Below are 18,777 nucleotides of genomic sequence, written 5' to 3' on the forward strand. Positions count from 1 at the left end.
TACTCTATGCAAGGCGGGTTCATTGGTTTTGTCTGCTACTGGCTGGCGTTTGCGATCCCTTTCCTCGTTTATGGTTCCAATACTCTGTTTTTCCTGCTTTACACCTGGCCTTTCTTTCTGGCTCTCATGCCTGTCTCTGTGCTGATGGGTATTGCCTTCAGCATGTTCTTTCGCGGTGGATGGTTCAAAACTTCTGTTGCCGGTGGGATCTGTATTATCGGTATGTTCTGGACAGTTTTCTCATTCTTGTCTGGCTGGTGATTTTTACTGGCGGTTTTCCCTGCAAATTCCCTTCACGATGTAACCCATTGTGTCATTCTCACGCATAATTGAGTGCGTAAGTCTGATTCTCACCGGCATTTACCCTGCCACAGTGGAGTCAGAGGGAAAGTTGTGGGATGATTGTCCAGCTTTTTTAGGGGGCGGGGATGGGCAAACTAACACTGCTTTTACTGATTTTACTTGGCTGGCTCCAGTATTCACTGTGGCTGGGCAAGAATGGTATTCACGATTATGTTCGTGTAAACGATGACGTTCAGGTGCAACAAGTTAATAACGGCAAACTGAAATCACGTAATGATCAGCTTTTCGCAGAAATCGACGATTTGAACGGCGGTCAGGAAGCGATCGAAGAACGTGCACGCAACGAACTGGGCATGATTAAACCCGGCGAGACTTTCTATCGTCTGGTGCCTGACAACAAACGTGCGCCGGGCAGCACCGTTTCGCAAAGTAACCTGAATCAATAGCCATGAGCCATACTGCAGTTTCCCTTCCAGAGGTCATTGCCGTGCTACCGGCTGCCGGAATCGGCAGCCGTATGCAGGCAGAATGCCCCAAGCAATATCTGACCATCGGCGGTAAAACGCTGATAGAACACTCGATCCGCGCCTTATTGCACAGCCGCTGCATCACCAAAGTTATTGTGGCGCTCAGCCCGCATGACACACAGTTCCGGCAGTTACCCGTCGCCAGTGATCCGCGGATCCAACTGGTTACCGGCGGAAATGAACGCGCCGAATCTGTGATGGCAGGCCTTGATGCCGCAGGCGATCGCGGCTGGGTACTGGTGCATGATGCTGCGCGTCCTTGCCTGCACCCTGATGATCTCAATAACCTTCTGGCGATTTCTGCGATCAGCAAGATTGGCGGGATCCTCGCCGCCCCGGTTCGCGACACCATGAAACGCGGTGAGCCCGGAGCCCACGCGATCGCCCATACGGTAGATCGTCAGGAACTCTGGCATGCGCTGACGCCGCAATTCTTCCCTCTCGAATTATTGAAAACCTGCCTGCGCCGCGCACTGAACGAAGGCGCTGTGGTCACTGATGAGGCTTCTGCAATGGAATATTGCGGTTTTCATCCTATGCTGATCCCGGCGCGGGCCGATAATATTAAAGTCACCAGACCAGAAGATCTGGCGCTGGCTGAATTCTACTTAACCCGCTTGTATCAGGAGGAGAACGCATAATGCGTATCGGTCACGGTTTTGATGTACATAAGTTTGGCGGCGAAGGCCCGCTGGTGATCGGTGGTGTGCGTATTCCTTATCCGCAGGGGTTGCTGGCGCATTCCGACGGCGACGTTGCACTGCATGCCGCCACCGACGCGCTGCTGGGCGCTGCGGCATTGGGTGATATCGGTAAGCTTTTCCCGGACACTGACCCGGCCTACAAAGGTGCGGACAGCCGTGAACTTCTGCGTGAAGCCTATCGTCGCATTCGTGCGAAAGGCTACAAACTGGGCAACCTTGATATCACGATTATCGCTCAGGCACCGAAAATGGCACCACATATCCCGCAGATGCGCGTATTCCTGGCCGAAGATTTGCAGTGCCATATGGACGACGTCAACGTCAAAGCGACCACAACCGAACAGTTGGGCTTCACCGGCCGTGGCGAAGGTATCGCCTGCGAAGCCGTTGCGCTGCTCATTAAGGAATGATGTTGTGGAAGATTACCGCATGATCGATATGTCCCGTCTCACCTGGTTGCTGGGTGAACCTGCCGCAACCGGCCTGCTGAAAGCCAATCCGGAAGACTTTATCGTCGAAGAGGATTTGGGGTTTGAACCGGATGGTGAGGGTGAGCATCTGTTAGTGCGGATCCGCAAAAATGGCTGCAACACGCAGTTTGTTGCCGAACAGCTGGCGCGTTTTGCCAAAGTGCATCCGCGCGACGTCAGCTACGCCGGGCTTAAAGACCGGCACGCGGTGACAGAACAGTGGTTTTGCCTGCATCTGCCCGGCAAGGCAGATCCTGATTTGAATCAGTTCAATCTTGAAGGTTGCGAAGTGATCCGCGCCTCGCGTCATCGTAAGAAAATGCGCATCGGGACTTTGAAAGGCAATGAATTTACGCTGGTTCTGCGTCAGATAAGCGATATCGACAGTGTGGAGGAACGCCTGGCGAAAATTGTTGCGCAGGGTGTACCGAATTACTTCGGCACGCAGCGCTTTGGCCGTGGCGGCAATAATCTGGTGCAGGCGAAACGCTGGGCAACCAATGAGGCCCGCCCGAAAGAACGCGCCAAACGTAGTTTCTATTTATCCGCCAGCCGCAGTGCGATGTTTAACATCGTCGCCAGCCAGCGTCTGGCAGAAGGCACCGTTCGTCAGGTAATGCTGGGTGATGCGTTACAACTTAGCGGACGCGGCAGCTGGTTTGTGGCGAAAGCAGAAGAGTTTGAATCGCTGCAGCCGCGTGTTGAAAGCGCCGAGCTGCTGGTGACTGCGCCATTACCGGGAGACGGGCCGTTAGGCACGTCAGAAGAGGCCGAAGCCTTTGAGCAGGCTTGTCTGACCGGGCAGGAAGATTTACTTTCGTTGCTAAAACGCGAACGCGTGGAACCTGCGCGTCGTGCCATTATGCTCCAGCCTTTGCAGATGAAATGGCAGCGCTGGGATGACGTCACTCTGGAACTTAAATTCTGGCTACCGGCAGGCAGTTATGCCACCAGCGTAGTGCGTGAACTGATGCATCTGGATGAAATGAATGCGGATATTACTGAGTAACGACGACGGCGTACTGGCTCCCGGCATTCAGGCACTGGCCTGCGCGTTGCGTGAATTTGCGGATGTAAAGCTGGTCGCCCCTGACCGTAACCGCAGCGGGGCGTCAAACGCACTGACGCTGGACGGTCCGTTACGTATTCAGTCCTATCCTAATGGTGATACAGCGGTGATAAACGGCACACCCACCGATTGCGTGTATCTCGGCGTCAATTCACTGATGCGTCCGAAGCCGGATATCGTCGTTTCCGGCATCAATGCAGGCCCGAATCTGGGTGACGATGTGATTTATTCCGGCACCGTCGCTGCAGCAATGGAAGGGCGCCATCTGGGCTTTCCTGCACTGGCGGTTTCACTCGACGGTCATCAGCATTATGACACGGCAGCGGTTATCACCTGCCGGCTGCTCAGGGCGCTGGCGCGTGAACCGCTTCGTACTGGCAAAATTCTGAATGTTAATGTCCCGGACTTACCGCTTTCCGAGATCAAAGGGATCAAGGTGACGCGTTGTGGTAGCCGTCATCCCGCCGAGCAGGTATTTTGTCAGCAGGATCCGCGCGGGCAAGACCTCTACTGGATTGGCCCGCCGGGTGATAAGTTTGATGTCGCACCCGACACCGATTTTGCGGCGGTCGCGCAAGGTTATGTTTCAGTGACGCCACTGCAGGTGGATTTGACCGCCTATGCGGCTCAGGATGTCGTGGTCTCATGGTTAGAGAAAGCCGGAGTGAGCGCGAATGGTGAATAAGCCGATGTATAACCTGCTGGAGCAACTCCGACTGCAGGGCATTCATGATGAAAAACTTTTACATGCCATGGAGTCCGTGCCGCGTGAGCGCTTTGTGGACGAAGCATTTCAGCATAAAGCCTATGAAAACACCGCGTTACCTATTGGCTCTGGTCAGACGATTTCTCAGCCTTATACCGTAGCGAGAATGACCGAATTGCTCTGTCTCACGCCTTCCTCACGGGTTCTGGAGATTGGCACCGGATCGGGTTATCAGACTGCCATTCTGGCGCATCTTGTTGAGCATGTTTTTTCCGTTGAACGCATAAAAGGGTTGCAGTGGCAGGCCAAAAGACGCCTTAAGCAACTTGATTTGCATAACGTCTCTACCCGCCATGGCGATGGCTGGCAGGGTTGGCCTTCGCGCGGCCCGTTTGATGCCATTATTGTCACTGCTGCTCCGCCTGAAATACCTCAAGATTTGCTGCAACAACTCGACGATGGGGGAGTATTAATTCTGCCTGTTGGAGAAGAAAATCAGACACTGCAACGGATCACCCGGCGCGGTGATGAGTTTGTTGCCGAGACTATCGAATCCGTTCGTTTTGTACCGCTGGTGAAAGGCGAACTGGCCTGATTCTTATGGCACGCAGCCACCGCCGGGACTAACCCCTTAAAATTTAAATACAACTGTTATATGGTGCTGTACTGGCGATGTTGATAGCATCCACTACAGTTTTTTATGGCACAGCGCGTTCAGGCGAAGACCTGTATGCATGCGTTGCCTGCCCGCACGGTGTCACCTGACACCAAAAGCGCCAGCTGGCGTGGTGTGCGAGGATAAAGAGTTATTCTGAGATTGCCGTAACGGGGGAAATATGAGCACGGGAAGCCCAATAAAAACACTAAGCCGCATTGCAGTGTGTACATTTATCAGTGCCTGGATGGCGGGTTGTACGAACAATTCAACGACATCTGCACCTATCAGCAGCGTTAATGGCGGTGGAAACAGCGGCAGCAGCAGTCAGAATACTCTGAATTCCCCCCCTCAGATGGCACCTGCCGTGGGGCCCGGCGGGCACATTGTGTACAACCGCAGCTATAACTCGATCCCTAAGGGAAGTTACAGCGGAAGCACCTATCAGGTGAAGCGCGGAGACACCTTATTCTACATTGCGTGGATCACCGGTAATGACTTCCGGGACCTTGCTGCGCGCAATAATATCCCCGCTCCTTACAACCTTGAAGTTGGCCAGACAGTTCAGATAAATAATGTTTCTTCTGTCGCTAGCACGAGCGGTACGACGGCCGTCACAGACGCCACAAATGGCGGTGTTCCTAAAGTCCCAACTGGGGGAATGCTCACAGGTTCAGTGGTTGCATCTCAACCAACTACCACGTATTCTGAATCTTCTGGTAAACAGAATGTAGGCAAGATGTTGCCTTCATCAGGTGCAGTTACCACCACAACACCTGTTGCTGTAGCCAGCGCTCCCGTCGCCACCTCAACAAATAATGGCGGTCCGGTTTCCTCCTGGAAATGGCCGACTGACGGGAAAATTATCGATAATTTCTCAGCTTCTGAAGGGGGAAATAAGGGGATCGATATTGCTGGTTCGCGTGGACAGTCCGTCGTAGCGACCGCCTCAGGGCGCGTAGTTTACGCAGGTAATGCTCTTCGCGGTTACGGTAATCTAATCATCATCAAACACAACGATGATTACCTGAGCGCCTATGCACATAACGATACAATGCTGGTCCGGGAACAACAAGAAGTGCAGGCGGGACAAAAAATAGCGACGATGGGGAGCACCGGAACCAGTTCAGTAAGATTGCATTTTGAAATTCGTTACAAGGGGAAATCCGTAAACCCGCTGCGTTATCTTCCGCAGCGATAAATCGGGGCAGAGCATCGGTTCTGCCCTCGGGACCACGGGTAGGAGCAGCTTATGAGTCAGAATACGCTGAAAGTTAACGAGTTACATGATGATGTAGATTTCGATGAGAACAGCGCTGAAGCCTTTGACGAGAAAGCAATAGTCGAAGAGACTGCCGACAACGACGCTGAAGAAGAGTTGTTGTCGCAGGCTGTAAGCCAACGAGTGCTGGACGCTACTCAACTGTATCTCGGTGAAATCGGTTATTCCCCTCTGCTTACCGCAGAAGAGGAAGTTTATTTTGCACGACGCGCATTGCGGGGAGATGTTCCTTCCCGCCGCCGTATGATTGAAAGTAATCTGCGTTTGGTGGTTAAAATTGCCCGCCGCTACAGTAATCGCGGCCTGGCACTGCTGGATTTGATCGAGGAAGGTAACCTGGGTCTGATCCGTGCGGTTGAAAAATTTGACCCTGAGCGCGGTTTCCGTTTCTCTACCTATGCAACATGGTGGATCCGTCAGACGATTGAACGGGCGATCATGAATCAAACCCGTACAATCCGTTTGCCAATCCACATCGTTAAAGAACTGAACGTTTATCTGCGTACCGCACGCGAACTTGCACATAAACTGGACCATGAACCGAGTGCCGAAGAGATTGCTGAGCAACTCGACAAACCGGTACATGACGTCAGCCGTATGTTACGCCTGAATGAGCGTATTACCTCTGTAGATACCCCGTTGGGCGGTGACTCAGAAAAAGCGCTGTTAGATATTCTGGCGGATGAAAAAGACAACGGCCCGGAAGACACCACGCAAGACGACGATATGAAACAGAGTATCGTGAAGTGGTTATTCGAGTTGAATGCAAAACAGCGTGAAGTTCTGGCGCGTCGTTTCGGCCTGTTAGGTTATGAAGCTGCAACGCTGGAAGATGTGGGCCGTGAGATTGGTCTGACACGTGAACGTGTTCGCCAGATTCAGGTAGAAGGTCTGCGTCGCCTGCGTGAAATTCTGCAGGGGCAAGGGCTGAGCATCGAAGCACTGTTCCGCGAGTAACTCTTCGTCGGAGAAAATTGTTCGACGCAAAGACAGTTCGATATCAAATAAAACGGTGGGTTAATCCCCACCGTTTTTCATTTCTGCCGCCAGCTGGCGCGGCTTCTACACCATGTCTTTCAGACGGTAAATCCATTCCAGCGCCTGACGTGGCGACAGAGAATCTGCATCCAGTGATTCCAGCGCTTCAACCGCAGGCGACACTTCTTCTGCCAGCAGCGTCAGTTGCGGGCCATCCACTTTGCTGGCGGCGGCGTTGTTGGACAACGTTTCCAGCTCTTTCAGTTTCTGGCGGGCACGTTTGATGACGTCACGCGGGACACCGGCCAGCGCCGCGACGGCCAGACCGTAACTTTTGCTGGCTGCGCCATCCTGCACGCTATGCATAAAGGCAATGGTGTCGCCGTGTTCAATAGCATCAAGGTGAACGTTGACCGTGCCTTCCATTTTTTCCGGGAGCGTCGTCAGCTCGAAATAATGGGTGGCGAACAGGGTCATCGCTTTAATACGGCTGGCCAGATTTTCGGCGCACGCCCAGGCGAGGGACAAACCGTCGTAAGTGGATGTACCGCGCCCGATTTCATCCATCAGTACCAGGCTGTTTTCCGTGGCGTTGTGCAGGATGTTCGCAGTTTCGGTCATTTCCACCATAAAGGTTGAACGGCCTGACGCCAGATCATCAGCCGCGCCGACGCGGGTGAAAATGCGGTCTACCGGGCCGATTACCGCAGTATCCGCAGGAACATAGCTGCCGATATGCGCCATCAGGACAATCAGTGCTGCCTGACGCATATAGGTACTTTTACCGCCCATGTTCGGACCGGTAATGATCAGCATCCGGCGTACCGGAGACATATTCAGCGGGTTAGAAATAAACGGCTCTTTTAGTACCTGTTCAACCACCGGATGGCGGCCACCGGTAATGTTGATGCCGGGTTTCTCGCTCATCGTCGGGCAGGTGTAACTGAGCGTGTACGCACGTTCTGCCAGATTGCTCAGAACATCCAGCTCGGCCAGCGCGCTGGCACTTTGCTGTAAATCCGACAGATGCGGTATCAGCAAATCGAACAGCTCTTCGTACAGCGCTTTCTCCAGCGACAGGGCTTTGCCTTTGGAAGTCAGAACCTTATCTTCATACTCTTTCAGTTCAGGAATGATGTAGCGCTCAGCGTTTTTCAGCGTCTGGCGGCGGACGTAGTGGATCGGCACCAGGTGGCTCTGGCCACGACTGACCTGAATGTAATAACCGTGAACACCGTTGAAACCGACCTTCAGCGTATCCAGCCCGAGTTTTTCACGTTCACGGATCTCTAAACGATCCAGATAATCTGTTGCGCCATCGGCCAGCGCACGCCACTCATCCAGCTCCGCGTTGTAGCCTGGCGCAATGACGCCACCATCACGCACCAGCACTGGCGGGCTTTCAATGACGGCGCGTTCGAGCAACTCCACCAGTTCCGTAAAATCGCCGGTTTGCTCCACCAGCGTACTGACGTGCGCGGCGTCGTTATCTTGCAAAACTGCGTGGATTTCCGGCAGTTGCTGTAACGCATGGCGCATGCGGGCGAGATCGCGTGGCCGCGCACTGCGCAGGGCAAGGCGCGCAAGAATGCGTTCGAGATCGCCGACCTGACGCAGAACTGGCTGCAAATCTGCCGTCAGATCCTGCAACGCGCCAATCGCCTGCTGGCGATGAGTCAGCATTTTGATGTCACGGCTTGGCATGTGGATCCAGCGTTTGAGCATGCGACTGCCCATTGGTGTCACGGCCTGATCCAATACTGCCGCCAGCGTGTTTTCTACCCCCCCGGCCAGATTTTGTGTCAGCTCCAGATTACGGCGCGTCGCCGCATCCATAATGATGCCATCTTGCTGGCGTTCCATAGTGACGCCGCGAATATGCGGCAGGGCGGTGCGCTGGGTATCCTTCACATATTGCAGCAGGCAACCCGCAGCACGCAGTGCCTGGGCAGCTTGTTCCACACCAAACCCGCTGAGGTCACGAGTGCCAAACTGAAGATTCAGCTGTTGCTTTGCCGTTTCGAGTTCAAACTCCCACATCGGGCGGCGGCGCAGGCCACGACGGGAAGCGATAAGCGGCATGGCTTCAAAACTTTCCGGATACAGGAGTTCTGCCGGATTTGTCCGTTGCAGTTCGGCGGCCATCGTTTCGAGATCGTCAGGCTGGGCGACACGGAAACGACCGGAGCTGATATCCAGCGTCGCGTAACCGAAACCGCGCCCGTCTTGCCAGATGGCAGCCAGCAGGTTGTCATGGCGTTCACTCAGCAAAGCTTCATCACTGACCGTGCCGGGCGTCACGATACGTACAACCTTGCGCTCAACCGGCCCTTTACTCAGCGCCGGGTCGCCAATCTGTTCAGCAATGGCGACGGATTCGCCCAGTTGCACCAGCTTTGCCAGATAACCTTCAACGGCATGATAAGGCACGCCGGCCATTGGGATGGGCTCGCCTGCGGAAGCGCCGCGTTTGGTCAGGGAAATATCCATCAACTGAGACGCACGTTTTGCATCGTCATAGAACAGTTCGTAGAAGTCGCCCATTCGATAGAACAGCAGAACTTCCGGGTTCTCCGCCTTCAGACGCAAATACTGTTGCATCATTGGGGTGTGGGCATCCAGCCCGGTCATATTGTTTTGTTTTTCATTGATTTGATTCAATTTTAAATCATCCTGTTGGCTCATATCGCCTGGGGAAACGACTTTACAACGGATCCTAACGTGAGTAGAGGTAAAAAACCACGCAGTGTTATGTTCTTGCGTAACGTCGCGCAAATTGACGGGAAATTAACCCCCATGCGGCATCCTTGTAAAGACGGTGATTTTCAGTTTTTTCGGTTCCGATAATGCTCTACCATATCAGCACCTCTTTTATTGCATGGTTACGGATATCCGATGCGCCTCGTGGCAGTCATTCTTCCTCTGGTTCTTATACTTTCTGCATGTAGCAGTAACAAGCCCGCACCCCAACCCGAAGGCCCGCGCAATCCTTTCTCTGATGGAAGAAATGCCAGCGACAATACGGTACCTGGCGGTGGTTTTCTGCTGCAGCCTGAGCATACCGGTGCCGTTCAGACCGGAGATTTCGCTTATGATCCGGCGATGAACCAGTTCGTTGATAAAATGGTTCGTGAGCATGGTTTTGATCGCCAACAGCTGCACGATGTTTTGGCACAGACTAAGCGTCTGGGGTTTGTATTAAGGTTGATGGATCAACAGGCGCCTTCAGGGCCTCCGTCCACGGTACCGAATGGCGCCTGGAACCGTTATCGCAGCAAATTCATCACGCCTGATAATGTTCAGAATGGCGTAGTGTTCTGGAACCAGTATCAGGATGTATTGCAGCGCGCAGAGCAGGTTTATGGTGTGCCGCCAGAAATCATTGTCGGGATTATCGGCGTTGAAACCCGCTGGGGCCGCGTAATGGGTAAAACCCGCATTATTGATGCCCTGGCGACACTGTCATTTGCTTATCCGCGCCGTGCTGATTATTTCTCTGGCGAGCTGGAAACCTTCCTGCTGATGTCGCGCCGTGAAGGGGATGATCCACTGAGCCTGCGTGGCTCTTTCGCAGGTGCAATGGGCTACGGGCAGTTCATGCCATCTGCTTATAAAGATTATGCCGTAGACTTTAACGGCGACGGCCATGCCAATTTGTGGGATCCGGTGGATGCTATCGGTAGCGTAGCTAACTACTTTAAGGCACATGGATGGACGAAAGGCGCGCCAATTGCCGTACCGGCGGCAGGACAGGCACCGCTACTTGAGAATGGTTTCAAGACGAAATACCCGCTTTATACATTGAAAGCCGCAGGGTTAAGCCCGCTAGGCTCGCTGGGTAATTATCAGGAAGCAAGTTTGCTGCGCCTTGATATGGGGACGAATTATCAGTACTGGTATGGATTGCCGAATTTCTACACCATCACCCGCTACAACCACAGCGTGCATTATGCGATGGCGGTATGGCAGTTGGGAGAAGCGGTGAAAGCAGCACGCTAGCCGAATTATTGCGTCACCCGAAGGGCCAATTATGCGGCCCTTCTTTTTTATTCTAATTCTGAATACATCGCGCAAAACGCTTTGATGAGACTCACAGACCAGAAGAGAAATGCTAACATCAGGTTGAATTCAGCTGACCCGCCAGGATGGAATATGGACGAAAAACGTTTACGTGAATTGAGTGTGGAAATTGGTACAGCGCTTAAAGAACAAGGATTGTGGATCACTTGCGCGGAGTCTTGTACCGGCGGATTAATTGCAAAGTCGATTACGGATATTGCGGGTAGCTCCGCCTGGTTTGATCGCGGCTTTGTTACCTATAGCAACGCTTCCAAACATGAATTGCTGGGTGTCTCTGAGGCAACGCTGGAACAGTACGGCGCAGTAAGCGAGCAGGTCGTACATGAAATGGCACAGGGCGTTTTGCATGCGGCAGGGGCAGATATTGCTGTATCGGTTAGCGGCATTGCCGGGCCTGACGGCGGCTCTGAAGAAAAACCCGTGGGAACCGTCTGGTTTGGTTTTGCCGGAAAAGACGGGCGTGTCGTAACAGCAAAACAACAATTCCCGGGCGACCGTGAAGCCGTACGTTTGCAAGCTGCTGTTTTTTCGCTACAAACGGCACTTAGTGAGTTTCTTAAAAATTAGGCTTGATACTGTATGAGCATACAGTATAATTACTGCCAATTACCTGTACATAAATTATATTCAGTGATGCAGGTGGGATGTTCCCCTGTATCAGACGAGGAGTAAAAATGGCTATTGATGAGAACAAGCAAAAGGCGTTAGCTGCAGCACTGGGCCAGATTGAAAAGCAATTCGGTAAAGGCTCCATCATGCGTTTGGGTGAAGATCGCTCTATGGATGTTGAAACGATCTCTACCGGCTCTTTGTCTCTGGATATTGCATTAGGTGCCGGCGGTTTGCCTATGGGGCGTATCGTTGAGATCTATGGCCCGGAATCTTCCGGTAAAACCACGCTGACCCTTCAGGTTATTGCTGCTGCACAGCGTGAAGGTAAAACCTGTGCGTTCATCGATGCAGAACACGCACTGGACCCTATCTATGCTAAAAAGCTGGGTGTGGATATCGATAACCTGCTGTGTTCTCAGCCGGATACCGGTGAGCAGGCGCTTGAAATTTGTGATGCGCTGACCCGTTCAGGCGCGGTTGACGTCATCATCGTTGACTCCGTGGCGGCACTGACGCCGAAAGCTGAAATCGAAGGCGAAATCGGTGACTCTCACATGGGCCTCGCGGCACGTATGATGAGCCAGGCAATGCGCAAACTTGCGGGTAACCTGAAAAACGCTAACACTTTGCTGATTTTCATCAACCAGATCCGTATGAAAATTGGTGTGATGTTCGGTAACCCGGAAACCACGACCGGCGGTAACGCACTGAAGTTCTACGCATCTGTTCGTCTGGACATCCGCCGTATCGGCGCGATCAAAGAGGGTGATGTGGTTGTCGGCAGCGAAACGCGTGTGAAAGTGGTGAAGAACAAAATCGCTGCGCCGTTCAAACAAGCCGAATTCCAGATCATGTACGGCGAAGGCATCAACATTAACGGCGAGCTTATCGATCTCGGTGTTAAGCACAAGCTGATCGAGAAAGCGGGTGCATGGTACAGCTACAACGGTGAGAAGATTGGTCAGGGTAAAGCGAACTCCTGCAATTTCCTGAAAGAAAATCCGAAAGTGGCGGCTGAGCTGGATAAGAAACTGCGTGAAATGTTGCTGAGCGGTACCGGTGAACTGAGCGTTGCTACGACCGCTGAAGACGCTGACGACAACATGGAAACCAGCGAAGAATTTTAATTTCGCGGTTGCCTGAGTTACAGTCGATAAAATGCCAGCCTGGTTTCAGGCTGGCATTTTGCATATCTGAGGGACCCCAATGTCCAGTGAAAAAGCATCCAGTCAAAAAGTCATCGATCTGAAACGACTCCTTGAAGAAGTTGAGCAAAACAGTGAATCCACGCTGTTTGCGCCTGAGAAAAAAGAGGGTGATACCGCTAAAATTAATGTTCTGATGAATCGCGCGATGCGCTTTTTGTCTCAACGAGATCATGGTGAAGCTGAATTACGCAGGAAGCTGCTGACCCCTCCAGTTCCTTTCGTGAAACCTGCGAATAAAAAAAGTAGCTGGTCAGCACGCCGTAAGCCGGAGCAGAATGATTTTGCTGATGAAGTTATCGAGAAAGCAAAACCAGAACCGCGCCCGGTGCCAGAAGAGATTTCAGAAGAACATGTGCAGGCGGTTATCGATTACTGTTACCAGCATCACTGGCTCGACGATGCAAAATTTGCCAGCAGATATATTTCAGGTCGAAGCAAAAAAGGCTACGGCGCGCAGCGTATCCGTTCAGAATTGATGCAAAAAGGGGTCGATAAAGAAACCATCACGGCAGCACTGGAGGCAACCGAGGTTGACTGGTGTGTTTTGGCTCGTGATATAGCAACCAGAAAATTTGGTGAGAATTTGCCGACGGACTGGAAAGAAAAATCAAAAGTTCTGCGTTATTTGCTTTATCGCGGCTTCTTTCAGGAAGAAATACAGTCTATTTATCGTGATTTTGACGATTGACCGCATACGGTATTTTACTTCCCCGCGCAGAAATTTTATCTTATCCGCACTTTTTCGTTCGTGAGCTGTACAGATTGCTGCCATATGCAGCGTTATCCGGCTCAAGAGCCGTTCTTCCAGCATGATTCCGGGATATTTATGAGCAAGAGCACCGCTGAGATCCGTCAAGCGTTTCTCGATTTCTTCCATAGTAAGGGACACAACATTGTTTCAAGCAGTTCGCTTGTCCCGACAAACGATCCGACACTGTTGTTTACCAATGCCGGGATGAACCAATTTAAAGACGTCTTCCTAGGTCTGGATAAACGTGATTACAACCGTGCGACGACGTCTCAGCGTTGTGTCCGCGCAGGCGGTAAGCACAATGACCTCGAAAACGTGGGTTATACCGCACGTCACCACACTTTCTTCGAAATGCTGGGTAATTTCAGCTTCGGTGATTACTTTAAGCATGATGCAATCAACTACGCCTGGGAATTACTGACTGGCGAAAACTGGTTTAACCTGCCAAAGGAAAAGCTGTGGGTTACGGTCTATGAGACTGATGACGAAGCGTTTGAAATCTGGGAAAAGGAAGTCGGTGTTCCGAAAGAACGCATTATCCGTATCGGCGATAACAAAGGCGGCGCTTTCGCTTCCGATAACTTCTGGCAGATGGGTGACACAGGTCCTTGCGGCCCTTGTACCGAAATTTTCTACGATCATGGCGACCATATCTGGGGCGGTCCTCCGGGGTCTGCTGAAGAAGATGGCGATCGCTATATCGAAATCTGGAACCTCGTGTTCATGCAGTTCAACCGTCAGTCTGACGGCACGATGCTGCCATTGCCGAAACCGTCCGTTGATACCGGGATGGGGCTTGAGCGCATCACCGCTGTTATGCAGCATGTGAACTCAAACTATGACATTGATCTGTTCCAGAAACTGATCGCCGCCGTGGCTGAAGTGACGGGCGCGACTGATCTGACCAGCAAATCTCTGCGCGTTATCGCTGACCATATCCGTTCCTGCGCATTCCTGATTGCAGATGGCGTGATCCCATCGAATGAAAACCGTGGCTACGTGCTGCGTCGTATTATTCGTCGTGCGATCCGCCACGGCAACATGCTGGGCGCGAAGGACACCTTCTTCTACAAACTGGTGGCTCCGTTAATTGACGTAATGGGCCCGGCGGCGGCTGAGCTGAAAGAACAGCAAGCTATGGTTGAGCAGTTACTGAAAACCGAAGAAGAGCAGTTTGCCCGTACTCTGGAGCGCGGTCTGGCGCTGCTGGACGACGAGTTGTCTTCTTTGAAAGGCGATACGCTGGATGGCGAAATTGCTTTCCGCCTGTACGACACCTTTGGTTTCCCTCTGGATCTGACTGCGGACGTGTGCCGTGAACGCAATCTGAAAGTCGATGAAGCCGGTTTTGAAAAAGCGATGGAAGTTCAGCGCCGCCGCGCACGCGAGTCCAGCGGTTTCAGCGCGGACTATAACAGCATGGTGCGTGTTGACGGTGTTACGCAGTTCTCTGGTTATGAGCATCTGCAACGTCATTCCAAAGTCGTGGCGCTGTTTATCAATGGCCAGCCAGTGAATGATATTCAGGCGGGCGATAATGCCATCGTCGTTCTGGACGACACGCCATTTTATGGCGAGTCAGGCGGACAAGTTGGCGATAAAGGTATCCTGAAAACGGCTGCCGGCACTTTTGCTGTTTCTGATACCCAAAAATATGGCAAAGCCATTGGTCATCAGGGCTCGCTGAATGCAGGCAAACTGAGCATCGGTGACAGTGTTGAAGCAGAAGTTGATGTTGCACGCCGCGATCGTATTCGCCTTAACCACTCCGCGACTCACCTGCTGCACGCTGCACTGCGTCAGGTGCTGGGCAAGCACGTTGCTCAGAAAGGCTCGCTGGTTAACGATAACTATCTGCGTTTCGACTTCTCTCATTTCGAGGCAATGAAGCCGGAAGAAATCCGTCAGGTCGAAGATCTGGTGAATGCTCAGATCCGCCGTAACCTGCCAATCCAGACCACGATCATGGATCTGGAAGACGCAAAAGAAAAAGGCGCGATGGCGCTGTTTGGTGAGAAATACGAAGACAGCGTTCGTGTGCTGACCATGGGTGATTTCTCCACCGAGCTGTGTGGTGGTACTCATGCCAGCCGTACCGGTGACATCGGTCTGTTCCGTATTCAGAGTGAGTCGGGTACAGCTGCGGGTGTTCGCCGTATTGAAGGGATCACGGGTGAAAACGCCATTAATGCCCTGCATCAGCAGAGTGATTTACTGCAGGATGTAGCGCATCTGGTTAAAGGCGATGTGAACAGTATTACCGATAAAATCCGGACTTTGATTGAACGTTCACGTGTGCTGGAAAAAGAACTTCAGCAAGTGAAAGGTCAGCAAGCAGCACAAGAAAGTGCTTCCTTATCCAGCCAGACGAAAGAAGTGAAAGGCGTTAAGCTATTGGTTCGTCAACTGGATAACGTAGAGCCTAAAATTCTGCGTACGATGGTTGATGATCTGAAAAACCAACTGGGTTCCGTAATTATTGTTCTGGCGACGATTGCTGATGATAAAGTTAGCCTGATTGCGGGTGTCACGAAAGATTTGACTGATCGTGTTAAAGCCGGTGAGTTGATCGCGTCTGTTGCACAGCAGGTGGGTGGCAAAGGCGGTGGTCGCCCCGATATGGCGCAGGCGGGGGGCAGTGACATACAGGCATTACCTGCAGCTCTGGCCGCTGTCGAAGCCTGGGTCGAATCTAAGCTGTAATAAGAAATAAATAGCTAGTCAGGAAAACGCCATAATCTATTGTGCTGTATGGCGTTTTCAGTCTTAATGGCGGGGTAAGCCTCGCGATAAAAGTCGCGACAATGATGATATCGGCTAAACTTAAAGTACTCATGGCTGAAGTTGCAGGCTGCTTACATTTTATGTAAGGGTCATGGCTTACGTTTTACCCGCTTATGATAGATAATGGCCGGGAAACTGAGAGACCCGACTCTTTTAATTATTCAAGGAGCAAAGAATGCTTATTCTAACTCGCCGAGTTGGTGAAACCCTCATGATTGGCGATGAGGTAACTGTTACCGTTTTAGGCGTTAAAGGTAATCAGGTGCGCATTGGTGTGAATGCGCCGAAAGAGGTCTCTGTTCACCGTGAAGAGATTTATCAGCGCATTCAGGCTGAAAAGTCTCAGCAGACGAGTTACTGATTTACGAGGCGTCTCGTCAATGGCGAGGCGCTGAACTTCCTTTGTGTCCGTTTTTCATTTTTCCTCCCCTGTTTTACCGCTTCCCCGGTTTTTATTTTCTTTTTGTGGCCTCCCCCAAACCTGTCATTTTTTTAAAACTAAGCGTTTTTTCTGACCTTTGAGCCCTGTTTTTGTCTTCAAACTGCTCAGGTTGCGCGTGAAATGTCCAAACGGGTGATTGTTAGGAAAAAAGGGTTTGACTTATAAGGGCCAGAAAGTAATATGTGCGCCACGCAGTGCCGATGAGCTTAAACAAAGTTAGTCAGCACACTCGCAAGAGGCGTATGGTGAGGTGGCCGAGAGGCTGAAGGCGCTCCCCTGCTAAGGGAGTATGCGGTCAAAAGCTGCATCCGGGGTTCGAATCCCCGCCTCACCGCCATTTAAAATGCACCCATAGCTCAGCTGGATAGAGTACTCGGCTACGAACCGAGCGGTCGGAAGTTCGAATCTTCCTGGGTGCACCATACTTTCCAGAGCGTATGTTGACTTGCAATCAAATGAGCGTGACGGGCAAAAGCGAAAGCTGATGTAGTACGGAAAAATGGTCAGGTAAATCTGCAGTAAGAATCAAAATGCACCCATAGCTCAGCTGGATAGAGTACTCGGCTACGAACCGAGCGGTCGGAAGTTCGAATCTTCCTGGGTGCACCATATTTTGTGTATGTTGAAGCGACGAGAATCAAATTAAAGCGCACTTAGCATGCAGTAGCACGAAGGATGATAACGTTGCTTAGCAACGGCCCGTAGGGTGAGGCGATAGCCGAATAATCTTCCTGGGTGCACAATTCTTCCTCTTAGTATTTTCCGAAAAAACTCAGCACGACCCCAATGCACCCATAGCTCAGCTGGATAGAGTACTCGGCTACGAACCGAGCGGTCGGAAGTTCGAATCTTCCTGGGTGCACCATATTCAAAACATGTTGCAGCGATTCTGGTCTTATTAGAGTTCTGCGACATGCAGGTAGTACAAAGGAAGATAACGTTGTTTTAGCAACGACCCGAAGGGCGAGGCTCTGCCGAGTAATCTTCCTGGGTGCACCATATTTAGAAAAACCCGCTTCGGCGGGTTTTTTGCTTTCTGCTTTTCCTCTCTGATTTCCCTCCCTTCTTTTTCATTTCCCTGATTTTTCTGACGTGTTCGGATGTGCTGTAGATGCGGACAAAATGCGACTTTCGGCAGACTTTGCGATAAAGTAGTTTTCCTGTTTTTTCGTGGTCATGGAGCATTCGATGTACGATCGATACGAAGGACTAATATTTGATATGGATGGCACCATATTAGATACTGAACCTACGCACCGTAAGGCATGGCATCAGGTGTTGACCAAATACAGTATGCATTATGATGTCGAATCCATGGTCGCTCTGAATGGTTCTCCAACCTGGCGAATTGCCAAATTTGTTATCGACAGCAATAACGTCGAAATGGATCCCCATCTTCTTGCCGCAGAGAAAACCGCTGCCGTGCAGGAAATGTTGCTTGATACCGTGCGCCCTTTGCCATTAATTGATGTCGTGAAGGCTTATCATGGCCGCCGGCCAATGGCGGTGGGGACGGGCAGTGAGCACTGGATGGCGGATGCGTTGTTGCGTCATTTAGGGCTGCGCGATTGTTTTGATGCGATCGTGGGTGCGAATGATGTGCAAAACCATAAGCCGGCCCCAGACACTTTTTTACGCTGCGCTGAGTTAATCGGCGTGCCTCCCGAAAAATGCGTTGTATTTGAAGACGCCGATTTTGGTATCGAGGCGGCCCGGCGCGCTAACATGGCGTTTGTGGACGTGCGTACGCTGTGAGTAGTGCTGTCGCACTGGTTTCATTATTTGGCAGCAGTTTTCTAAGCGCCACATTATTACCCGGAAATTCAGAAGTCTTAATAGTCGCTTTATTGTCAGCTGGCAGTGCAATGCCGGCGGCATTGGTTTTGTCTGCAACTGTTGGCAATACCTTAGGTGGCATAACCAACGTGATCATCGGACGCTTTCTTCCTCAGCTTAAGCCTCAGCGTGGGTTAAACGTTGCGCAGGGTTGGTTGAAACGATTTGGATCAGCAGCATTATTGCTGAGCTGGTTGCCGGTGATAGGCGATGTGTTGTGCGTTTTAGCAGGTTGGCTGCGAATGCCGTGGGGCCAGGTGGTCTTTTTCATGTTTATTGGAAAAGCCGTGCGTTACATCGTTTTGACTGTTGTGACGTTACAGGGGCTTTCATGGTTCGGTTAGATTGGCATCAGTTATCAATTATGGTC

The 18,777-nt window shown here is 51.7% G+C and carries 18 protein-coding genes and 4 tRNA genes; 21 read left to right on the forward strand and 1 reads right to left on the reverse strand.

Annotation, left to right across the window (positions count from 1 at the left end; all coding sequences use genetic code 11):
* Window positions 1-6: 6 nt before the first annotated feature.
* The 9 genes from CWS43_RS18030 to rpoS all read left to right on the forward strand — a co-directional run bounded on the left by CWS43_RS18030 (window position 7) and on the right by rpoS (window position 6,673).
* Entirely contained in the window at window positions 7-261 is a 255-nt protein-coding gene (locus CWS43_RS18030) for a DUF3561 family protein (protein ID WP_232777055.1), read from the forward strand.
* 167 nt (window positions 262-428) lie between these two features.
* Window positions 429-749: a cell division protein FtsB gene (gene ftsB / locus CWS43_RS18035; protein WP_101078463.1), complete on the forward strand. Its 321-nt coding sequence runs from the start codon at window positions 429-431 to the stop codon at window positions 747-749.
* 2 nt (window positions 750-751) lie between these two features.
* Complete coding sequence (gene ispD, locus CWS43_RS18040; RefSeq protein WP_101078464.1) at window positions 752-1,471, forward strand: 2-C-methyl-D-erythritol 4-phosphate cytidylyltransferase; 720 nt, start codon at window positions 752-754, stop codon at window positions 1,469-1,471.
* Window positions 1,471-1,944 (forward strand): 2-C-methyl-D-erythritol 2,4-cyclodiphosphate synthase, encoded by a 474-nt coding sequence (ispF, locus tag CWS43_RS18045; RefSeq protein ID WP_101078465.1) that lies wholly within the window; start codon window positions 1,471-1,473, stop codon window positions 1,942-1,944. The genes ispD and ispF overlap by 1 nt, the downstream gene beginning before the upstream one ends.
* Window positions 1,945-1,966: 22 nt before the next feature.
* The gene (truD, locus tag CWS43_RS18050; protein WP_198555867.1) at window positions 1,967-3,013 is read left to right on the forward strand and encodes a tRNA pseudouridine(13) synthase TruD; all 1,047 of its coding nucleotides are present in this window, start codon (window positions 1,967-1,969) and stop codon (window positions 3,011-3,013) included.
* On the forward strand, window positions 2,994-3,758 hold the full coding sequence (gene surE / locus CWS43_RS18055; protein ID WP_101078466.1) for a 5'/3'-nucleotidase SurE: 765 nt from the start codon (window positions 2,994-2,996) through the stop codon (window positions 3,756-3,758). Before truD ends, surE begins: the two co-directional genes overlap by 20 nt.
* Window positions 3,748-4,374, forward strand: coding sequence for a protein-L-isoaspartate(D-aspartate) O-methyltransferase (locus CWS43_RS18060; RefSeq protein WP_101078467.1), 627 nt, complete (start codon window positions 3,748-3,750; stop codon window positions 4,372-4,374). The genes surE and CWS43_RS18060 overlap by 11 nt, the downstream gene beginning before the upstream one ends.
* A gap of 241 nt (window positions 4,375-4,615) precedes the next feature.
* The gene (nlpD, locus tag CWS43_RS18065; RefSeq protein ID WP_101078468.1) at window positions 4,616-5,635 is read left to right on the forward strand and encodes a murein hydrolase activator NlpD; all 1,020 of its coding nucleotides are present in this window, start codon (window positions 4,616-4,618) and stop codon (window positions 5,633-5,635) included.
* A gap of 51 nt (window positions 5,636-5,686) precedes the next feature.
* Window positions 5,687-6,673, forward strand: a complete 987-nt coding sequence (gene rpoS, locus CWS43_RS18070; RefSeq protein WP_095923512.1) for an RNA polymerase sigma factor RpoS — start codon at window positions 5,687-5,689, stop codon at window positions 6,671-6,673.
* A 105-nt stretch (window positions 6,674-6,778) separates the two neighbouring features.
* Here the strand turns inward: rpoS and mutS are convergent, their stop codons facing one another.
* Window positions 6,779-9,325, reverse strand: a complete 2,547-nt coding sequence (mutS, locus tag CWS43_RS18075; protein ID WP_101078529.1) for a DNA mismatch repair protein MutS — start codon at window positions 9,323-9,325, stop codon at window positions 6,779-6,781.
* A gap of 264 nt (window positions 9,326-9,589) precedes the next feature.
* On the opposite strand from mutS, the gene mltB reads away from it, so the two are divergent.
* The 12 genes from mltB (at window position 9,590) to CWS43_RS18140 (ending at window position 18,751) form a co-directional block, all read left to right on the forward strand.
* Window positions 9,590-10,693: a lytic murein transglycosylase B gene (gene mltB, locus CWS43_RS18080; RefSeq protein ID WP_101078469.1), complete on the forward strand. Its 1,104-nt coding sequence runs from the start codon at window positions 9,590-9,592 to the stop codon at window positions 10,691-10,693.
* 153 nt (window positions 10,694-10,846) lie between these two features.
* Window positions 10,847-11,341, forward strand: a complete 495-nt coding sequence (gene pncC / locus CWS43_RS18085; RefSeq protein WP_101078470.1) for a nicotinamide-nucleotide amidase — start codon at window positions 10,847-10,849, stop codon at window positions 11,339-11,341.
* 107 nt (window positions 11,342-11,448) lie between these two features.
* Window positions 11,449-12,513, forward strand: a complete 1,065-nt coding sequence (gene recA, locus CWS43_RS18090) for a recombinase RecA (protein WP_101078471.1) — start codon at window positions 11,449-11,451, stop codon at window positions 12,511-12,513.
* A gap of 79 nt (window positions 12,514-12,592) precedes the next feature.
* Window positions 12,593-13,282, forward strand: a complete 690-nt coding sequence (recX, locus tag CWS43_RS18095) for a recombination regulator RecX (protein WP_101078472.1) — start codon at window positions 12,593-12,595, stop codon at window positions 13,280-13,282.
* Between the two features lie 138 nt (window positions 13,283-13,420).
* Window positions 13,421-16,048, forward strand: a complete 2,628-nt coding sequence (alaS, locus tag CWS43_RS18105) for an alanine--tRNA ligase (protein WP_101078474.1) — start codon at window positions 13,421-13,423, stop codon at window positions 16,046-16,048.
* Between the two features lie 256 nt (window positions 16,049-16,304).
* A complete protein-coding gene (csrA, locus tag CWS43_RS18110) occupies window positions 16,305-16,490 on the forward strand; it encodes a carbon storage regulator CsrA (RefSeq protein WP_013574027.1) in 186 nt (61 codons plus the stop codon).
* Between the two features lie 325 nt (window positions 16,491-16,815).
* Window positions 16,816-16,908, forward strand: a tRNA-Ser gene (locus tag CWS43_RS18115).
* Window positions 16,909-16,916: 8 nt separating this feature from the next.
* Window positions 16,917-16,993: transfer RNA gene (locus CWS43_RS18120), tRNA-Arg, on the forward strand.
* A gap of 110 nt (window positions 16,994-17,103) precedes the next feature.
* Window positions 17,104-17,180: transfer RNA gene (locus CWS43_RS18125), tRNA-Arg, on the forward strand.
* Window positions 17,181-17,359: 179 nt separating this feature from the next.
* Window positions 17,360-17,436 (forward strand) — tRNA-Arg (locus CWS43_RS18130).
* Window positions 17,437-17,759: 323 nt separating this feature from the next.
* The gene (yqaB, locus tag CWS43_RS18135) at window positions 17,760-18,326 is read left to right on the forward strand and encodes a fructose-1-phosphate/6-phosphogluconate phosphatase (protein WP_101078475.1); all 567 of its coding nucleotides are present in this window, start codon (window positions 17,760-17,762) and stop codon (window positions 18,324-18,326) included.
* Entirely contained in the window at window positions 18,323-18,751 is a 429-nt protein-coding gene (locus CWS43_RS18140) for a YqaA family protein (protein ID WP_101078476.1), read from the forward strand. Before yqaB ends, CWS43_RS18140 begins: the two co-directional genes overlap by 4 nt.
* The last annotated feature ends 26 nt before the right edge of the window (window positions 18,752-18,777 follow it).

It is taken from the genome of Rahnella sp. AA (genome assembly GCF_002834385.1).
In the GTDB taxonomy this organism is placed as follows: Bacteria; Pseudomonadota; Gammaproteobacteria; order Enterobacterales; family Enterobacteriaceae; genus Rahnella.